Genomic DNA, 15,286 nt, shown 5'->3' with positions numbered 1-15,286 from the left:
GCTACCAGCGCGGCTCTCCTGACCGGACGCCCATCCGGTCGCTGAGTTCGACGGCCAGTCGGGGCGGCCGAGGGCGGGTGAGGATGTCCCGGACGAGGTCGCGGGAGAGCTGGTGGTAGCGCACCTGGTCAGCACCGATGACCTCTGCGTTCAGGAGCGCGGCGAGCGCGTCGTCGATGCGGTTCCATCGGGCAAAGGCTCGGGCGGTTTCGATGGCGTGGCGAACCTGTCGCTCGACGGGCACGGTGCTGGTGTCGAGTGGGGCGCCGATGGCGATGGCGCGCTGCACGTCGCCGAGTTCCATGGCCACGGTCGTCTTGTGGATCGTCACGTTGGTCGGCCCGAACGCGGTCCACACGTGGTTGCCATCGGCACCGAGCCGCTGTGCGGCGGCATCGGCCTCGGCGATGTGGGTGTCGGCGGATGCTCGGTCGTCGTCTCGAGCGGCGGCCAGCGCGCAGACGAGATGCAGGCTGCCGTAGACCGACAACAACTGCGGAGTCGCCTTGGCGAGCCGTGGTTCCAGAAACTGCGCTGCGGTGGCGGCGAGGCGGCGGGCTTGGGCGTATTCACCGATGGAGGCCAGGGAGTGCGCAGCAGAGCGGCTGAGTGAGCCGATGACGACGTGGTCGTGGCTGGCGTTGGCGGCGGCCAGCCCTCGGCTGGCTGCGGTCCACGCGAGGTCACCTTCGCCGAGCTTGGTGAGGAACAACGCGGCGAGCTGGTGGGCGTAGGCGGTCATCGCGTGCGCTCGCTGGCCGTTGTCTCCGTCGTACACCTCGGTGGCGGTGAGGCAGTCGTGGATGAGGTAGGGCAGCCGGCGGGCGAGGGTGCCGTACCGGGAGTGCTGGTAGGCGGTCCAGATCTCGGCGACGTCGTCCTCGATCTCGCGCAGTGCGGGAGCTTCGACGTCCCCCGTGCTGGCCAGCGTCGGCGCGAGGTGCCGATAGTCGTGGAGCGCGGCCCGCAAGGCCGGGATGGTCTCGCGTCCTGAGTCGTCCGACCACTCGAACAGGCTCGGTGCGCCGATCAGGTCGCCGAGGGACACGTCGAGGGCTTTGGCGATCGCGCGTATGACCGATAGCCGGTCGAGGTCTGCCCGGTTCGTCTCGACCTTGCGTAACCATTCCTGGGTCTTGCCGACCAGACCGGCCAGCACCTCCTGGGAGAGCCCTCGTCGACGCCGGTAGAAGGCGACGCGCTGGCCGATGGTCATGTCTTCCGTCATCCCTCGCACACCATCACCCTGCCCGCTGAAGGCCGCCGGACCCGGTACGGATTTTCCCGGTCCTCCACACGGGCCGCCCCTACGTTCAGTTCACCTCGGATCACCGGCGTGTGTCGATGCCGGTGTCGGGATGGCTGACAGGGAGCTGCAGATGGAGGGATCGATGGGCGGCGCAGCACACCACGGCTTGGGCCGCTGGCTCGGTCCGTCCGGGAGCGAACTGTCTCGGTGTTCTCCCCGCCTGCGTACCGCCATGAGGGCTGCGTGGGTGGGTGATCGGCGGCCTGCTCCCAGCCGCCGTGATGCGGCGGCGGGCTCGCCATTCCCCCGGCGAGCCCGCCGCTCATCGTTCCTGGCGGGGGTGGCGGCATGACGGTGTACGTCTCGCGCAACGCGATGGCCGGTCAGTCCCGACGCACCGAGCCCAGGTGGACGTCCTCACAGGGGCGGGGGTGGCCCGCTGATCCGCCGCTGCTCACCTTCGTGTGGCGTCGGTTGTTCGAGCAGCAGGCCCGCGAGGGCGGTCGCCGATGACCGGGCAGCAGCGCCGTCTCGCGGCGAACCGGCTCGCGCCAGCCGAGGTGGAACATCTGCCGATGCGCCCGCTGTGGCTGTGCCGCCGGTGCGGGCAGCCGTGGCCCTGCGGTGCGGCGAAGCTCGCGCTCCTCGCGGAGTACCGGGAAGAGCCGATGAATCTGTTCCTCTACCTGGCCGGCTGCCTGCACGACGCGATCGACGACCTGCACCGGCTCAGCCCGAGCGTCACGGGAAGCGCCGCCGACATCTTCGACCGGTTCCTCGGCTGGCCCGCTCGCCGCACCCACGCCTACCGCGTCAACACAACCACGGCCGTCAGCATCGAAGAGGCCTCCTCGTGAACGGCATTGCCCTCATCAACTTCATCGGCCATCCGGCGATCGTCGGCAGCTTCCACACCCTGGTCGTGCAGCCGACCGCATCTGCAACCTCGGCTGCATCTACCGCTACCTGTCTGACCGGAGTATCCCCAGCCTGAGCGGCGCGGTCGCGCAGGCTTGTGCCGAGTCGATCGCACAGCAAGACAGCGGTCTCGTTCTACCGCGCACGCACGAGCCGGCTCTCCATGACTGTGAACTTGCGCTCGATCAGCCCGCCTTTGGGCGATCAGGAGCCGCCTGCCGAACGCGGCGCGTACATGATCAAGGCGACGCCGACGAGGCAGATGCCGGCGCCGATGACGTCCCACCGGTCGGGCCGGAACCTGTCGACGATGACGCCCCAGGCGAGGGATCCGGCGACGAACACGCCGCCGTAGGCGGCGAGGATGCGCCCGAAGTTGGGGTCCGGTTGGAAGGTGGCGACGAATCCGTACGCGCCGAGGGCGATGACCCCGGCGGCGATCCACCACAGGCCGCGGTGTTCGCGCCAGCCCTGCCAGATCAGCCACGCCCCGCCGATCTCGAACAGGGCGGCGACGGTGAACAGCAGGATCGAGCGGACGACGGTCATCGGTGGACCGTACCGAGGTGGCGCGGTCCACGATCATGCCGGTGGGCTGGTCGGGCGTCGGCAGTCGCTCCCGCCGAGCCGCCCGCGGCGGATCGGCCAAGGTGCTCCCCGGCTGCGGTGGCGACCTGGCTGCTGGGCGATGCGCTCACGCCGTCATCCGGGCGGCGGCGCGCAGCGCGAGCGCGTCGAGGACGTCGACGTGCGCGGCCGGCACCTGCACGTCGAGGCGTAGCGCGCCGGCGTCGGCGGCGATGGTGAACGAGAAGAACGAGCAGCAGGAGCTTTCCCGGGCGGTCAGGTCCCGGGTGGTCGCCTCGGCGGCCGGGTCGAGACGCCACCGCAGTGCGGTGGGGGACAGCCGTTCCTGCTGGAGCAGAGCGGTGGCGAACAGGTCGTCGAATTCGGCCAGCCGCAGTGGCTGTTGCGCGCTCGGCAAGGTGCACGACTCGGGCACCCAGGTCTGAGGGTCAGTGCTCATATCAACGACGGTAGGCCCTGTTTCGTCGATCGCCGCCGATTCGGGGGCGCTCAGACGGTTGGGCGCTGGGTTCACGCCTTGGGTGGTGTGACACGTTGCCGGCGCCCGGAGGCGCCGGCAACGGTGGGTCAGCTGGCGTGGGACAGCCGCGTGGTGATGCGCAGGCCCACGAGGGTGTCGTTCAGCCACGGCACCCGCTCGTGGTGCAGCCCGGCGGTCATCTGGTCCGCCCAGACCTCGTACCGCTGCATCAGCGCGTTGGCACGGGACCGCGCGCTGGTGATCAGACAGTCGCCGAGGGGGTCACCGGGCAGGTTGGACGAGTCGACAGCGGGCTCGCAGGGCACCTTGAGGCTGACCTGGTCGCGCAGCGGACGGCTGGGGTCGAGCGGGCACGGCGTGGGCCCGCAGAGGGTGTAGTTCCCGCTCGCCCGGGCATAGGCATTGCCGATCTTGGCGTCCGTCGGCATGTTCACCGGAAGCTGGTACTGCCCGAACAGGTTCGCCGACAACACGTCGTCGGAGTCAAGGGCGTTGGGCAGACCCAACCTGGTGTACGCCTGCAGCAGCCGCGCGGCGGTGTTCACCTTCTTCAGGGCGGTGGGGATCGACCCGCTGACCTGCGTGCTCTGGTCCCGGACCCGGTCGTACATCAGCTTCTGCCGGGCCTGGAGGAAACCGCGCAGGGTCGGTGTCAGCGTGGTGTCCAGCGCCGTGTTGGTGGTGGCCGTCGCGGCGCTCGCGAAGGCGTACCGGCCGGTTGGCCACTTCTGGGTCAGGGCCTGGTCGGGCGTGGTCTCGCTGTCGCAGTTGAACAGCTCGCAGTCGACCTGGTAGACCTGCTCGTCCGGCCAGGTGTAGTCGGCGGTCCGGGAGTTCTGCCAGGCCGCGTTGGAGTTCAGTCGGAACCGGCTGTGGATCTGCAACCGCAGCTTGCCGTAGTGGCGGATCACTCCGGTGCCGTAGCCCGTCGTCCGCGTGTAGACCCAGCTCGGCGTGTAGCAGTGGCCGACCTCGGGCAACTCCCGCACCCCGGCCGGCGGCTCGTCGAGGCGTGGCGTGTACGCGTACTGGAGTGCCCGCACCACGTTCGACATCAGGTCGTAGCGGACGTTACCGGGTCGGTCGATCTGCCTGCTGCCGCCACACGAGGGCACCGTCGCCTCGTCGGGCTTGGCCGGGGCAGGGGCGAGCGGCTTGTCGGTGTCCCAGAACAGGTCGTAGTTCTTGAGCGTCTTCACCTGTACGCCGTTGGCGTCCGGCTCGTAGCGGGCCTGGACCTCGTTGGTCCGGAGAGCGGCGAGCGCTGTCGACAGCTCGTTGGTGGCGCCGACGTACTCGTCGACCAACCCGGTGATCAGGCTGTTGGCGTTGCCGTTGGCCGGCCGACCGAAGCTGGCCGCGAGGTCGGCGATGCGGGTGCCCTCCGCCTCGATCTGCGCCGCGCGTCCGGTGCTGACCTGGGCGGCGTACGTCGGGTTCTGCAGCATCAACATGGCGTACGCCTGCGCGCCGAGGTTCCACACGGTCGGGTTGCCGACCGGTGTGGACGGTTCGACCATCGACGGGTCCCGCCCGCTGGCGACCCGGGCCAGGTAGTTGATCGACCGGGCCTCGCCGAAGCTGTTCAGCACGGTGGTCGGGTCGATCGCCGGGTTGTCGGCGTCGGTGGCGGGCACCACGAAGGCGGCGCCGCTGGCCAGCTGCGTCGCGGTCAGGTGGAATTCGTTCTCTGGGCCGAGGAACTCGTTGTACGTCGGGATGGGTTGCCCGAAGTTCTCCCGGTAGCCGAGGTACTTGTTGATGTCGGCGCGGGCGTCGTGCAGGGTGGCGTCGCCGATCGCGGCCAGGACGGTGGCGGCGATGTCCTCCAGGCGCAGGCCGAGCTGGGCGACCTGCTGCTGGACGAGGGTGATCTGCGCAGTGTTGCCGGCGATCGCCGCGTTCAGCTTGTCGAACTGGGCCATCATGTTCGCGTACACCGTGTTGATCTGGGCCTCGACCCGCGCGAAGCTGGCCCGCATCTCGTCGCCGAGGGCCCGCACCTCGTCGCGCAACGCTTTGACCTGGGCGAGGATCTGCGAGTCAAGCGACGGGGCGCTGCTGCCGAAGAGCCCGACGACCGACATCACCGCACCGAAGATGTTGCCGGTCATCGCCAGCGTCGCGGTGCTGAAGATCGATCCCGCCAGGCCGCGGCCGGTGATCGCCGCCGCGTACTTGGAGATCGCGCTGATCGTGGTGAGCACCGCCTCGCCGATCACCTTGGACTTCTTGCCGGCGTCGGGGTCGGCGAACCCGATGAGGGTGGAGACCATGCCCACCCCGGCCTTGATGTCGGAGATCGTCTGTTGCCGGTCCTTGTCCCGGTCCTCGGCGGCCTTCTTCGCCGCCGCGGTGCACGCGGCGCTGGGCGGCCCTTCGGGCGGACACTTCTGGTTGTTCTCGCCGATTTCGAGACGGATCTCCAGGCTGAGGCCGAGCAGCTGCGCGTGCAGGGCGGCCAACTGCTGCTTGGCCGCCGCGACGAACGCCGCAGGGTCGCCCTGCAACGCCAGGATCGCGGCGAGGTCCACGTGGGACAGCCCGGGGTCCTGGCTGAGTTCCTGGTAACCGCTGGTGATGTCGACCCCGAACGGTTCGCCCAGGACGGCGTTCCAGGCGGTGGCGACAGGTGCGCTGGCTGCCGCCGCCTGCCGGATCGCGGACCAGACCGTGGCGAGAGCGTCGTCGCGGCCGCGCAGCCACTGGGCGGTCCGCAGCGCGCCGGATGCGAGTTCCTCACGGGTGTCCCACGCCTCGACCGTCTTCCCGATGACGGCCCCGATCAGGCCGGTGATCTCCGGTGAGGTCCGGGTGTCGCCGCCGGGCGCACCGAGCAGGATGTCGACGGACTTGAGCAGCAGGTCCTGCTCGGGCAGGAGCAGGTAGAACGCGGTCAGCGAGCTGTCGAGCAGCTGCTTGCGGGTGGTGAGCTGGGTCTGTGCCTGTTCGGCGGTGGCGTTCGGGTGCAGCCGGTGCCACTGGACGAATTCGGCCGACAGCACTGCCGCCGTGATCCGGTCGGCACCCTGGAGGTGGGTCTCGGCGACCTGGCCGAAGGCCCGATCGGTGAGGGCGGTCTGCGGGACGGGGACGGGGACGGGATCGGCCGACGCGGGTTCGCCGAAGAGCGCGCTCGCCGCGGTGACCGCGATCATCGCCAGCACGGCGGTCCCGCGCCGGGCGCGCGGGCAACGTTTGGGTGTCATGCCGCGAACGTATTGAGCGGCCTGAAAGGGTGCTGAAACCGCGCTGATTCGCTCGGGGGCGCCGCTCAGCCGGCGTCGGGTGGCGTGGTCGGCGCGTCGAGGGCCGGAGACACCACGGCGAACGCCCGGTCGGTCAGCTCGGTCAGGCGCTGCTCGTCGTCTCCCGGCTGCCACTGCTGGAGCACCGTGTCGAGGGCCAGCAGGGCCATCCCGGCCGCCATCCGTGGGTAGGGGTCGGTGTGCGGGTCGAGGCCGCACCGGCTGGCCAGTTCGGTGGCCAGCTCGGCACGCCACTGGATCTGGCTCTCCAGCCAGCGGGCGTGCAGGGCCGGGGTGTCCAGGATGAGGCGGACGACGACGCGGGCCCGCTCGGAGTGTTCCGGGTGGTCGTTGCACGCGGCCAGCGGCACCCAGAGGGCGTGGCGCAGCGCGACCGACGGTGCTTCGGCGGGTGGCCGGGCGGCGAGTTCGGTGATGACGTCCGCGCTCATGTCGGCCAGGAACCGGACGACAACGTCCTCCTTGGACGCGAAGTAGCGGAAGAAGGTACGCCTCGACATGCCGGCCGCCGCCACGATGTCGTCGACGGTCACCACGTCGAAGCCCTTGGTGGCGAGCAGCATCAGCGCGGCGTCGCGCAGTTCGTCGGCAACGAGCTGGCGTTTGCGTTCGGCCAGGCTGCTGTCCGCGCGGGATCTCATTCGCCGATGCTACGCCATAGGGTGCTACCTCCTGCCAACGTTGACACCAGACGTATTCCTTGACACTCAGTGCCACCAGTTGCACAGTGGGTCGCATGACTGTCACTGGCTGGTCCACCGAACAGATCCCCGACCTGAGCGGTCGCACCTTCGTCGTCACCGGTGCCACGGCGGGCCTCGGCCTGGCCACCACCCGGGCGCTCGCCAGCCGTGGCGCAGCCGTCGTCATGGCCGTCCGCGACCAGGCGAAGGGTCACCAGGTGGCGGCCGACATCGCCGCGGCCCAGCCCGGCGTCGACCTGGAAGTCCGGCGGATCGACCTCGCCGACCTCGACTCGGTGCGCATGTTCGCCGACGGGATGCACGCCGACCATCGCCGAGTGGACGTGCTGATCAACAACGCCGGGGTGATGGCACTGCCGCGCACTCTCAGCCCGCAGGGGCATGAAATGCAGTTCGCCACCAACCACCTCGGGCACTTCGCCCTCACCGGTTTGCTGCTCGACCTCCTGCTGGCCGGTCGGGACCCGCGGGTGGTCACCGTCACCTCGGTCAACCATCGGCAGGCGAAGGTGCGGTTCGCCGACCCGACCGGCGAGCGGGGCTACTCCCCGATGGGCTTCTACAACACGTCCAAGCTGGCCAACGCCATCTTCGGCTACGAACTGCACCGGCGGCTCAGCGCCGCGGCCAGCCCCCTGCGCAGCTTCCTCGCCCACCCCGGCTACACCGCGACGAACCTGCAGAGCAGCGGCAGCACGCCGATCTGGCGGCTGCTGCTGGGCCGGATCGGCAACCCGCTCCTCGCCCAGCCGGTCGACAGTGGCGTCTGGCCGCAGCTGTTCGCCGCCACCGACCCCGCGGCGCAGCCGGGACAGCTCGTCGCACCCGGCGGCCCCGCCGAGCTGCGCGGCCACCCCGCACCCGGGAAACTCTCCGCCACGGTGACCGACCCGGAGCACGGCCGCCGACTGTGGGAACTGTCCGAACAGGCCACCGGCGTACGGTTCGAGTCGCTGCGGCCAGCGAGCTGATCGCAGGACCGTCCGGCAGCCGTCACATCCCAGCGTGCCGGATCGCCCAGGTGGCGAACGCCCGCCTCACTGCCGCTGGCTGTTTCACCCGCAAGCTTCGTACCCATGGGGTGAAGCATGATTCATCGATGCTCCTAGGAGTGGGTCCGTCCGCCTGTGCCGCTATGGCATCGTCACCCGATCTTGGGGACGACCTCGACGAGGTTACGGTGCCGGGCACGGTTGCCCATTGATAGGCGCACATCTATAGTTGCGCGGATCACCACAATCATGGCCGTCGTGACGCGGCCGGGTCGTCGAAGCGCTTCGACGATTCGTCGTTCAGGCCCGTCAGCCGGGTGTCGAGCCTGGTCACACGGCCTCGGCGCCCGCATGGGCGTCTGTCGTACGACATGAGGAGAACCGCATGCGGAACTGGCGCCTTCGGCGCGGAATCACCGCGCTCGCGCTTGCCCTGCTAGCCCTACCGGCCGTTCCCGGCACCGCGCTCGCCGAGCCCACCTACCCGTTCCAAGATCCCGATCTGCCCGTGAGCGCCCGGGTCGACGACCTGCTCGGCCGTCTCACCCAGGACGAGAAGATCTCCTGGTTGCACCAGTACCAGCCGGCCGTTCCCCGGCTGGGCATCGGCCTGTTCAAGACCGGCACCGAGGCGCTGCACGGGGTGGCCTGGTCGACCGACATCGACAATGGCGGCGCGGTGGTCAAGGCTCGCGGCACCGCCTTCCCCCAACCGGTGGGCATGGCGAGCACCTGGAACACCGACCTGATCCGGCAGGTCGGGTCGGCCGTCGGCGACGAGGCGCGCGGTTACCACGCGCAGAACCCCCGGGTCTGGGGGCTCAACCTCTGGGCGCCGGTGGTCAACCTGCTGCGCGACCCCCGCTGGGGCCGCAACGAGGAGGGCTACTCCGAGGACCCGCTGCTCACCGGCGCGATCTCCACCGCGTATGGCTTGGGAATGACCGGCGGTGACCCGAACCACCTGAAGAGCGCACCGACCCTCAAGCACTACCTGGCCTACAACAACGAGGTCCGGCGGGACGTGACCTCCTCGAACGTGCCACCTCGGGTGCTCAACGAGTACGACCGCGCCGCCTTCAAACCAGCCATCGCCGCCGACGCGGCGACCGGGATGATGGCCGCCTACAACCTGGTCAACGGACGTCCCGCGACAGTCGATCCGGACCTGGACACCGTGGTCCGCGGTTGGACCGACCAGACCCTGATGAACGTCACGGACGCCTGGGCGCCGAACAACCTGGTCAACTCGCAGAAGTACTACAGCACCCAGGCCGAGGCGAACGCGGCGATCATCAAGGCCGGGCTCAGCAGCTTCATCACCGACGACACCAACGCCCAGCCGACAGTCACCGCGATCAAGCAGGCCCTCGCCGCCGGCCTGCTCACCGAGGCGGACATCGACGCCCGGATCCGGGACATCCTGACCATCCGGTTCCGACTGGGTGAGTTCGACCCGGGCGGCGGCCGGTACGGCGGCATCACAGCGGATGTCATCAACAGCCCCCACCACCAGCGATTGGCCCGGCAGGCCGCCGGCGAGGCGATGGTGCTGCTGAAGAACGAGCGGCAGGCACTACCGCTGGACCCGGCCCGGACCCGCAAGGTGGCGGTGCTCGGCCCGCTGGGCGACACCCTCTACTCCGACTGGTACGGCGGCGACCTGCCGTACCAGGTGACGGCGCTGGACGGCATCCGCGAACGGTTGGGCGGCTCGGCCAGTGTGAGCGGGCTCGACGGCGCGGACCGGATCGCCCTGAAGGATGTGCGGACCGGCAAGTACGTCTCGGCCACCGGCACCACCGACGCCAACCCGGTTCTCGGGACCGGCGCGACCCCGGCGCTCGTCGCCCAGTTCGACGTGGTCGACTGGGGGCAGGACGTGGTGACGCTGCGCAACGCCGCCAACGGCCGCTACCTCGGTTACAACTGGGGGCCGTTCGTCACCCGCGACGAGCAGCCGAACGGTTGGTACGTCCAGCAGCAGTTCAAGCTGGAGCCGCAGCCGGACGGAACGGTGGTGCTGCGCTACGTCGGCTACGAGACCAAGGAGAGCTGGTTCGGCGCCGACACGTACGTGACGATCGGCGACGACGGCGCCCTCAAGCTCGGCGCATCGACCCCGGCCGCCGCTACCCACTTCAGTCGCGAGCTGATCAGCAGTGGGATCCACCGGGCGGTGGCGGCGGCCAAGGCGGCCGACACCGCTGTGCTGGTGGTCGGCAGCAACCCGTTCATCAACGGGCGGGAGGCACACGACCGGACCTCCACGGCGCTGAGCGCCGGCCAGGAGGCGCTGGTCAAGGCCGTGGTCAGGGCCAACCCGCGGACCGTGCTGGTGCTCCAGACCAGCTACCCGGTCACCATCCGGTGGGAGCAGGAGCACGTACCGGCCATCGTCTGGACCACCCACGCGGGCGCGGAGACCGGTCACGCCGTCGCCGACGTCCTGTTCGGCGACCGCAACCCGTCCGGCCGGCTCACCCAGACCTGGTACCGCTCGGACTCGCAACTGCCGCCGGACCTGCTGGAGTACGACATCATCTCGTCCCGGCAGACCTACCTGTACAGCACCGCGAAGCCGCTCTACCCGTTCGGCCACGGGCTGTCGTACACCAGGTTCCGGTACGGCCAGCTACGTGCCGGCGCCCAGTCGGTGGCTGCCGACGGGACCATCACGGCCAGCGTCGACGTGACGAACGTCGGCAGCCGGGCCGGGACCGAGGTGGTTCAGCTCTACACCCACCAGCGCACCTCGCGGGACATCACCCCGATCCGTCAGCTCAAGGCGTTCGAGCAGGTGAGGCTCGCGCCCGGGCAGACCCGTACGGTGACCCTGCGCCTGCCCGCCACGGACCTGGCGCACTGGGACGTCACCCGCAGCCGGTGGGTGGTCGAGTCGTCAGTGCACGACCTGATGGTCGGAGCGTCCGCCGAGGACATCCGGGCCCGCGCCGCGGTCCGGGTCCGCGGTGAGACCATTCCGGCCCGGGACCTGTCCCGGCCCACCAGGGCGGAGAACTTCGACCGGTACGCGGGGGTCCGGCTGGTCGACGAGACGAAACCCAGCGGTACGGCGGTCGGTGCCACCGGGGCCGGTCAGTGGATCTCCTTCGACGGTTCCGCGTTACGGGCCGGCGCGCAGACCTTCAGCGCGAAGGTCGCCAAGGCCGGTGCGGGTGCCGGCACCATCCAGATCCGGTTGGGGTCGCCCACCGGCCGGCTACTCGGCACGGCCACCGTGCCCAGCACCGGCGACGACTACCGGTACGTCAGCACCAGCACCGAGTTGGCCCGTGCCGTCGGCACCCGCGACGTGTACCTGGTGTTCGACTCCCCGCTGCGGCTGGCGGAGTTCTCCATCAGCTGACCGGCGTTCGGGGCCGGGTCGATCGTCGGCCCGGCCCCGAACGGGTGGTCGGTCAGCTCGCCGTGCAGGTCAGCGTCGGCGTGGCTGGTGCGCCGGTGGACGATCCGAGGAACCCGAAGGTGGTGCTCGCGCCAGCGCCGAGCGCGCCGTTGTAGGCGACGTTGCGGGCGGTGACCGCGGAGCCCTGGCTCGTGACTGTCGCGTTCCAGGCCTGGGTGATGCTCTGACCGCTGGCGAAGGTCCACGTCACGGTCCAGTTGCTGATCGCCGAGGCGCCTGCGGTGACCCGTACCTCGCCCTGGAAGCCGCCGGTCCACTGGCTGGTCACCGCGTACGCAGCGGTGCAGCCAGCCGCCGGCGGTGGGGTGGTGGGTGGTGGCGTGGTCGGCGGCGGAGTGGTGGGTGGCGGCGTGGGGACCGACCCACCCCAGCCGGCGGTGGAATCCAGCCAGGCGGCCCGTCGCAGCATCCAGTCCCGCATGACCTGGACCTGCCCCTGCCAGGTGGGCGAGGTCGGTGTGCGGAAGAAGCTGACCGTCGGTGACGTCAGGTTGGGCCAACGTTGGAAGTTGCGCTGGGCCGCGTTGGTCAGCGGGGCCGCGAGAGCGTCTATCCGGGTCTGGAGCGCGGCGTCGGAGAGCAAGCCCCGTCGCAGCGTCTGCCAACGCGATCGGGCCTGGTTGACGAACGCGGGGTCGCGTAGCAACTGGGCGAACCAGTCGTTGGCCGACGGCTGCCGGGTCTGCTGGTGCTGCCAGCCCGACACCTGGTCGTTGGCGAAGAAGCCGCCGACGCCGAAGCTGAGGTCGAAGTCCCACAGCGGCCCGGCGAAGATCTTGCTGTCCCGGTCCTTGTAGAAGTGCGAGCTGCGGACGTACGCGTCCATCTCCCGGCTCAACTCGTTGATGATCATGAGGTCGATGAACGAGTCGACGTCGATGTACCTGCGGTAACCGGTGGTCGGGTCGGCGAAGTTCGACGAGTGCAGCACATCGTGGAACTCCTGGATGTGACCGCGCAGCCAGTCCCGTTGCTGCGGTTGCAGCGGCGACGGGTCGGCCACCTCAAGGTAGTTCCAGCAGGTGGCGGCCGGCCCGGTGCACGGCAACGTCGGCTCTTCGGCGGCCATCCACTCGAACTTCCAGATGTACCCGCCCTGGATCTTCGGCAGGGTGATGTCGTTGGAGTCCAACTGCTTGAGGTCGAGCCGGTCCTTGGAGTTCTTGATCGTCTCCATGAACATGTAGACGCCCAGGTAGTCGCTGGCACCCACCGGGCCGGCGTCGGTGTTGAGATAGAACTCGACGAACCTGTAGCGCGGCGCCGGCAACCCCATCTCGCGTCCGAGGTCGTAGACGAGCGCCTCGCGGATCAACGCCTTGTCGGGGAACGGGCCGCGCAACACCCAGTCGGAGTCGGCGGGCATGCCCAGCACCGGGTGGTCGGCGTCGTCGTCCTCGTTGTCCCAGAACTCGACGCGGAACGGCGTCTTCTCGAACGTCGCCGACGAGTTGCCGCGCAGTCGGAAGCCGGCCCTGGTGCTGAGCGTCGGGGCGGCAGCCAGCGACGTGGTGCCGCCGCCCGTCGGTTCGAAGATCATGGTGGTGGAGTCGAAGTACTCACGGTCCGGCCGGCCCGCACCGTACGAGTCGATAAGGACCACCGGCAGGTCGTGGGCGGTGGTGACGTTCTGCGCGGCGTACATGGCGGTGCCGGGCGCACCCGTTGGCGCCTGGCCGACGAACGCCTGTGCCCGCAGTTGGGTGGTGCGGGTGAAGCGCAGCGCCGAGCCCGAATAGAGCGCCGACTGGGCGGTGGGTGGCTGACCGTTGGTGGTGTAGCGGATCTGGGCACCGCTGATCGTGCTGCCCAGCGTCACCGCCACCTCCCCCTGGAAGGTGCCGCTGGGCACGGAGAAGGTGATGTCGCCGGTCAGGTCGTCTGCCGCCGCCGCATCGGCGGTCTGGGCGCCGGCGAGGAGCTCGGAGACGGGCTGGGCGGCGGGGACGGATTCGGCGCCGGCCTGTGGCGACGACACCACGAGGAGGCCTGCGACGAACACGGTGGCGGCGGCGATCCCGGCGGCCCGAAAGGCCGCCACTGGAAGACCGGTGTTGCGGGTGGTCATGCGCACGATGCCTCCTGTTCTGATCGGTGGGGAACGGTCAACTCGGGCAGCGCCGAGGACGGGACGGTGCGGAAGTGGCGGCGTAGCGTCCGTCGCCACGGCACGTCTGGGAGGTCCAGGCGGAGGGCCGCGAGACCGGTGGCGTACTTCGAGATCCGGACCGGTCTGGTCCCGCGCTGCCACAGCGCCCGGTCGGCAAGCGACGGGGCCGAGCTGGTCTTGGTCTCGACCACAGCGATGCCGGGCAGCCGGAGCGCGCGGTCACCGTCCTGCCAGGTGAGCCCGGTGTCGATGGTGACCCGGCTCGCGGTGGCCGGCAGCAGCAGGGTGGCGCGACGGTAGGTGGTGACCAGCACCGGATCGAAGAGACGGGCCGCGAGGTCGGTCAGGATCGCCTCCTGATCGAGGACGTCGTTCACGAACCCGCGACCGGACCGGGGACGGTGCTGCGGTCCTCGGCGCGATACGGCAGTCGGTGCTTGGTGACCCGTCCGCGCGCTCCGCTGATCTTCACCTCCAGCCAGCACTGAGCCGAGTCGAGGTAGGTCCGGGTCCGTACCTTGAAGCGCCTGCGCCGTCGGTACGCGGCGCAGTGGTAGCTGGCCAGACAGGGAGTGTCGAAGTACACCGACTCGTAGCGGAAGGTGCGCTCACCCTCGATGTCCAACACCCGGGCGTACGGGGTGAGGTGGTCCAGCAGGTGCGGCAGCTCGTCCACGGTGATCACGTACTTGCGGTCCACCCTGCACTGCAGCGCCGCTCGGTCGATCACCTCGGCGAGTGTGACCGGCGCCAACCTCGCCAGCGGTGGTGTGGTCATTGGAGCGCTCCGACCCGTACCCGCTTGCTGGTGCCGGCCGCCGGGCTGCGCCGGGCGACCGAGTATCGGACGTCCACCACTGTGGTCTCGTTGACCAGGTCGAGTCGCTGGACGATGGCATTGTGCACCCGGGCATTGAGCAGCTGCTCCAGCTGGGCGACGAGAGCGACGTGATCGGTGACGGCGGAGTCGAGCACCATGATCTGGTGCCGGTAGTGCCGGAGCAGCCGCCGGTGGTCCCCGACGAACATGACCGCGACGATGAGGGCCATCAGACCTCCGCTGAGCCAGACCGAGGTGGTGCTGAGCGCGCCGAGAATGCCCAGTGCGAGAGCGGAGAAGTAGTACGCGACCTCGTGCTGGTCGAGTTCCGTCGAACGAAGTCGAATGATGGAGAGCACCCCGAACAGCCCCAGCCCGAGCCCGGCACCGACGTCGCTGGCGCTCAGTGCGCTCGCCACCGCGAGGACGCCGACGTTGACGCCCAGGTAGGCGACGACCAGGTCGCGCCGACGGTGCCGCGGGAAGTAGAGCCCGAAGACGAGCAGCGCCACCGCGCAGATGTCGATCGCGAACAGGACGAGCTGCGACATCGCTGGGGTTCCTCCTGATCTGCCGCAGGAACGGACCGGCGTCCGCCATTGCTGCGTGGCGACCTGCGGAAGGCGGCCGGACCTCCGGGTTACTTTTCGGTAAACTTTCGGTATTTCGTTGGTGACTGTAAGCAGAACATCCATGTAAGTCAATGCGTGGTTCGTGTGGCCACC

Annotated in this window: 13 protein-coding genes and 1 pseudogene; 5 read left to right on the top strand and 9 right to left on the bottom strand. The window is 69.6% G+C overall.

Translation table 11 applies throughout. The features are described 5' to 3' along the window. Position 1: 1 nt before the first annotated feature. Positions 2-1,228: a helix-turn-helix domain-containing protein gene (locus tag AB0C03_RS04640; RefSeq protein WP_030331169.1), complete on the bottom strand. Its 1,227-nt coding sequence runs from the start codon at positions 1,226-1,228 to the stop codon at positions 2-4. 369 nt (positions 1,229-1,597) lie between these two features. Here AB0C03_RS04640 and amcA point away from each other — a divergent pair, with 369 nt between their 5' ends. The 3 genes and pseudogenes from amcA to AB0C03_RS04625 form a co-directional block, all read left to right on the top strand. After that, the gene (gene amcA / locus AB0C03_RS04635; protein ID WP_167337295.1) at positions 1,598-1,762 is read left to right on the top strand and encodes a multiple cyclophane-containing RiPP AmcA; all 165 of its coding nucleotides are present in this window, start codon (positions 1,598-1,600) and stop codon (positions 1,760-1,762) included. Continuing rightward, a complete protein-coding gene (locus tag AB0C03_RS04630; protein WP_030331167.1) occupies positions 1,759-2,106 on the top strand; it encodes a hypothetical protein in 348 nt (115 codons plus the stop codon). Before amcA ends, AB0C03_RS04630 begins: the two co-directional genes overlap by 4 nt. After that, positions 2,103-2,296, top strand: a pseudogene (locus AB0C03_RS04625) (cyclophane-forming radical SAM peptide maturase AmcB); the annotation flags it as partial. The gene AB0C03_RS04630 and the pseudogene AB0C03_RS04625, both read left to right, overlap by 4 nt. A 75-nt stretch (positions 2,297-2,371) precedes the next feature. Here AB0C03_RS04625 and AB0C03_RS04620 read toward each other — a convergent pair. The 4 genes from AB0C03_RS04620 to AB0C03_RS04605 form a co-directional block, all read right to left on the bottom strand. Next, positions 2,372-2,716: a YnfA family protein gene (locus AB0C03_RS04620; RefSeq protein ID WP_030331165.1), complete on the bottom strand. Its 345-nt coding sequence runs from the start codon at positions 2,714-2,716 to the stop codon at positions 2,372-2,374. 145 nt (positions 2,717-2,861) lie between these two features. Beyond that, on the bottom strand, positions 2,862-3,194 hold the full coding sequence (locus AB0C03_RS04615; protein ID WP_357634182.1) for a hypothetical protein: 333 nt from the start codon (positions 3,192-3,194) through the stop codon (positions 2,862-2,864). A 128-nt stretch (positions 3,195-3,322) separates the two neighbouring features. After that, on the bottom strand, positions 3,323-6,445 hold the full coding sequence (locus AB0C03_RS04610) for a hypothetical protein (protein ID WP_357634179.1): 3,123 nt from the start codon (positions 6,443-6,445) through the stop codon (positions 3,323-3,325). A 65-nt stretch (positions 6,446-6,510) separates the two neighbouring features. After that, positions 6,511-7,146, bottom strand: coding sequence for a TetR family transcriptional regulator (locus tag AB0C03_RS04605; RefSeq protein WP_357634177.1), 636 nt, complete (start codon positions 7,144-7,146; stop codon positions 6,511-6,513). Between the two features lie 95 nt (positions 7,147-7,241). Here AB0C03_RS04605 and AB0C03_RS04600 point away from each other — a divergent pair, with 95 nt between their 5' ends. Then, positions 7,242-8,180: an oxidoreductase gene (locus AB0C03_RS04600; RefSeq protein ID WP_357634174.1), complete on the top strand. Its 939-nt coding sequence runs from the start codon at positions 7,242-7,244 to the stop codon at positions 8,178-8,180. A gap of 406 nt (positions 8,181-8,586) precedes the next feature. Beyond that, on the top strand, positions 8,587-11,571 hold the full coding sequence (locus AB0C03_RS04595; RefSeq protein WP_357634171.1) for a glycoside hydrolase family 3 protein: 2,985 nt from the start codon (positions 8,587-8,589) through the stop codon (positions 11,569-11,571). Between the two features lie 52 nt (positions 11,572-11,623). Here the strand turns inward: AB0C03_RS04595 and AB0C03_RS04585 are convergent, their stop codons facing one another. Genes AB0C03_RS04585 through AB0C03_RS04570 form a run of 4 tightly spaced genes read right to left on the bottom strand, consistent with a single transcriptional unit; the run spans position 11,624 to position 15,112 of the window. Beyond that, complete coding sequence (locus AB0C03_RS04585; RefSeq protein WP_435823359.1) at positions 11,624-13,699, bottom strand: CotH kinase family protein; 2,076 nt, start codon at positions 13,697-13,699, stop codon at positions 11,624-11,626. After that, the gene (locus tag AB0C03_RS04580) at positions 13,696-14,118 is read right to left on the bottom strand and encodes a VTC domain-containing protein (protein ID WP_357634168.1); all 423 of its coding nucleotides are present in this window, start codon (positions 14,116-14,118) and stop codon (positions 13,696-13,698) included. Before AB0C03_RS04580 ends, AB0C03_RS04585 begins: the two co-directional genes overlap by 4 nt. Further along, entirely contained in the window at positions 14,115-14,519 is a 405-nt protein-coding gene (locus AB0C03_RS04575; RefSeq protein WP_357634165.1) for a VTC domain-containing protein, read from the bottom strand. The genes AB0C03_RS04580 and AB0C03_RS04575 overlap by 4 nt, the downstream gene beginning before the upstream one ends. Continuing rightward, complete coding sequence (locus AB0C03_RS04570) at positions 14,516-15,112, bottom strand: DUF4956 domain-containing protein (RefSeq protein WP_357634162.1); 597 nt, start codon at positions 15,110-15,112, stop codon at positions 14,516-14,518. The genes AB0C03_RS04575 and AB0C03_RS04570 overlap by 4 nt, the downstream gene beginning before the upstream one ends. Positions 15,113-15,286: the final 174 nt, after the last annotated feature.

Source organism: Micromonospora parva (genome assembly GCF_040649675.1).
Classification (GTDB): Bacteria; Actinomycetota; Actinomycetes; order Mycobacteriales; family Micromonosporaceae; genus Micromonospora; species Micromonospora parva.
The sequence above is the reverse complement of the archived record's forward strand: the minus strand, read 5'-3'. Positions and strand labels throughout refer to the sequence as shown.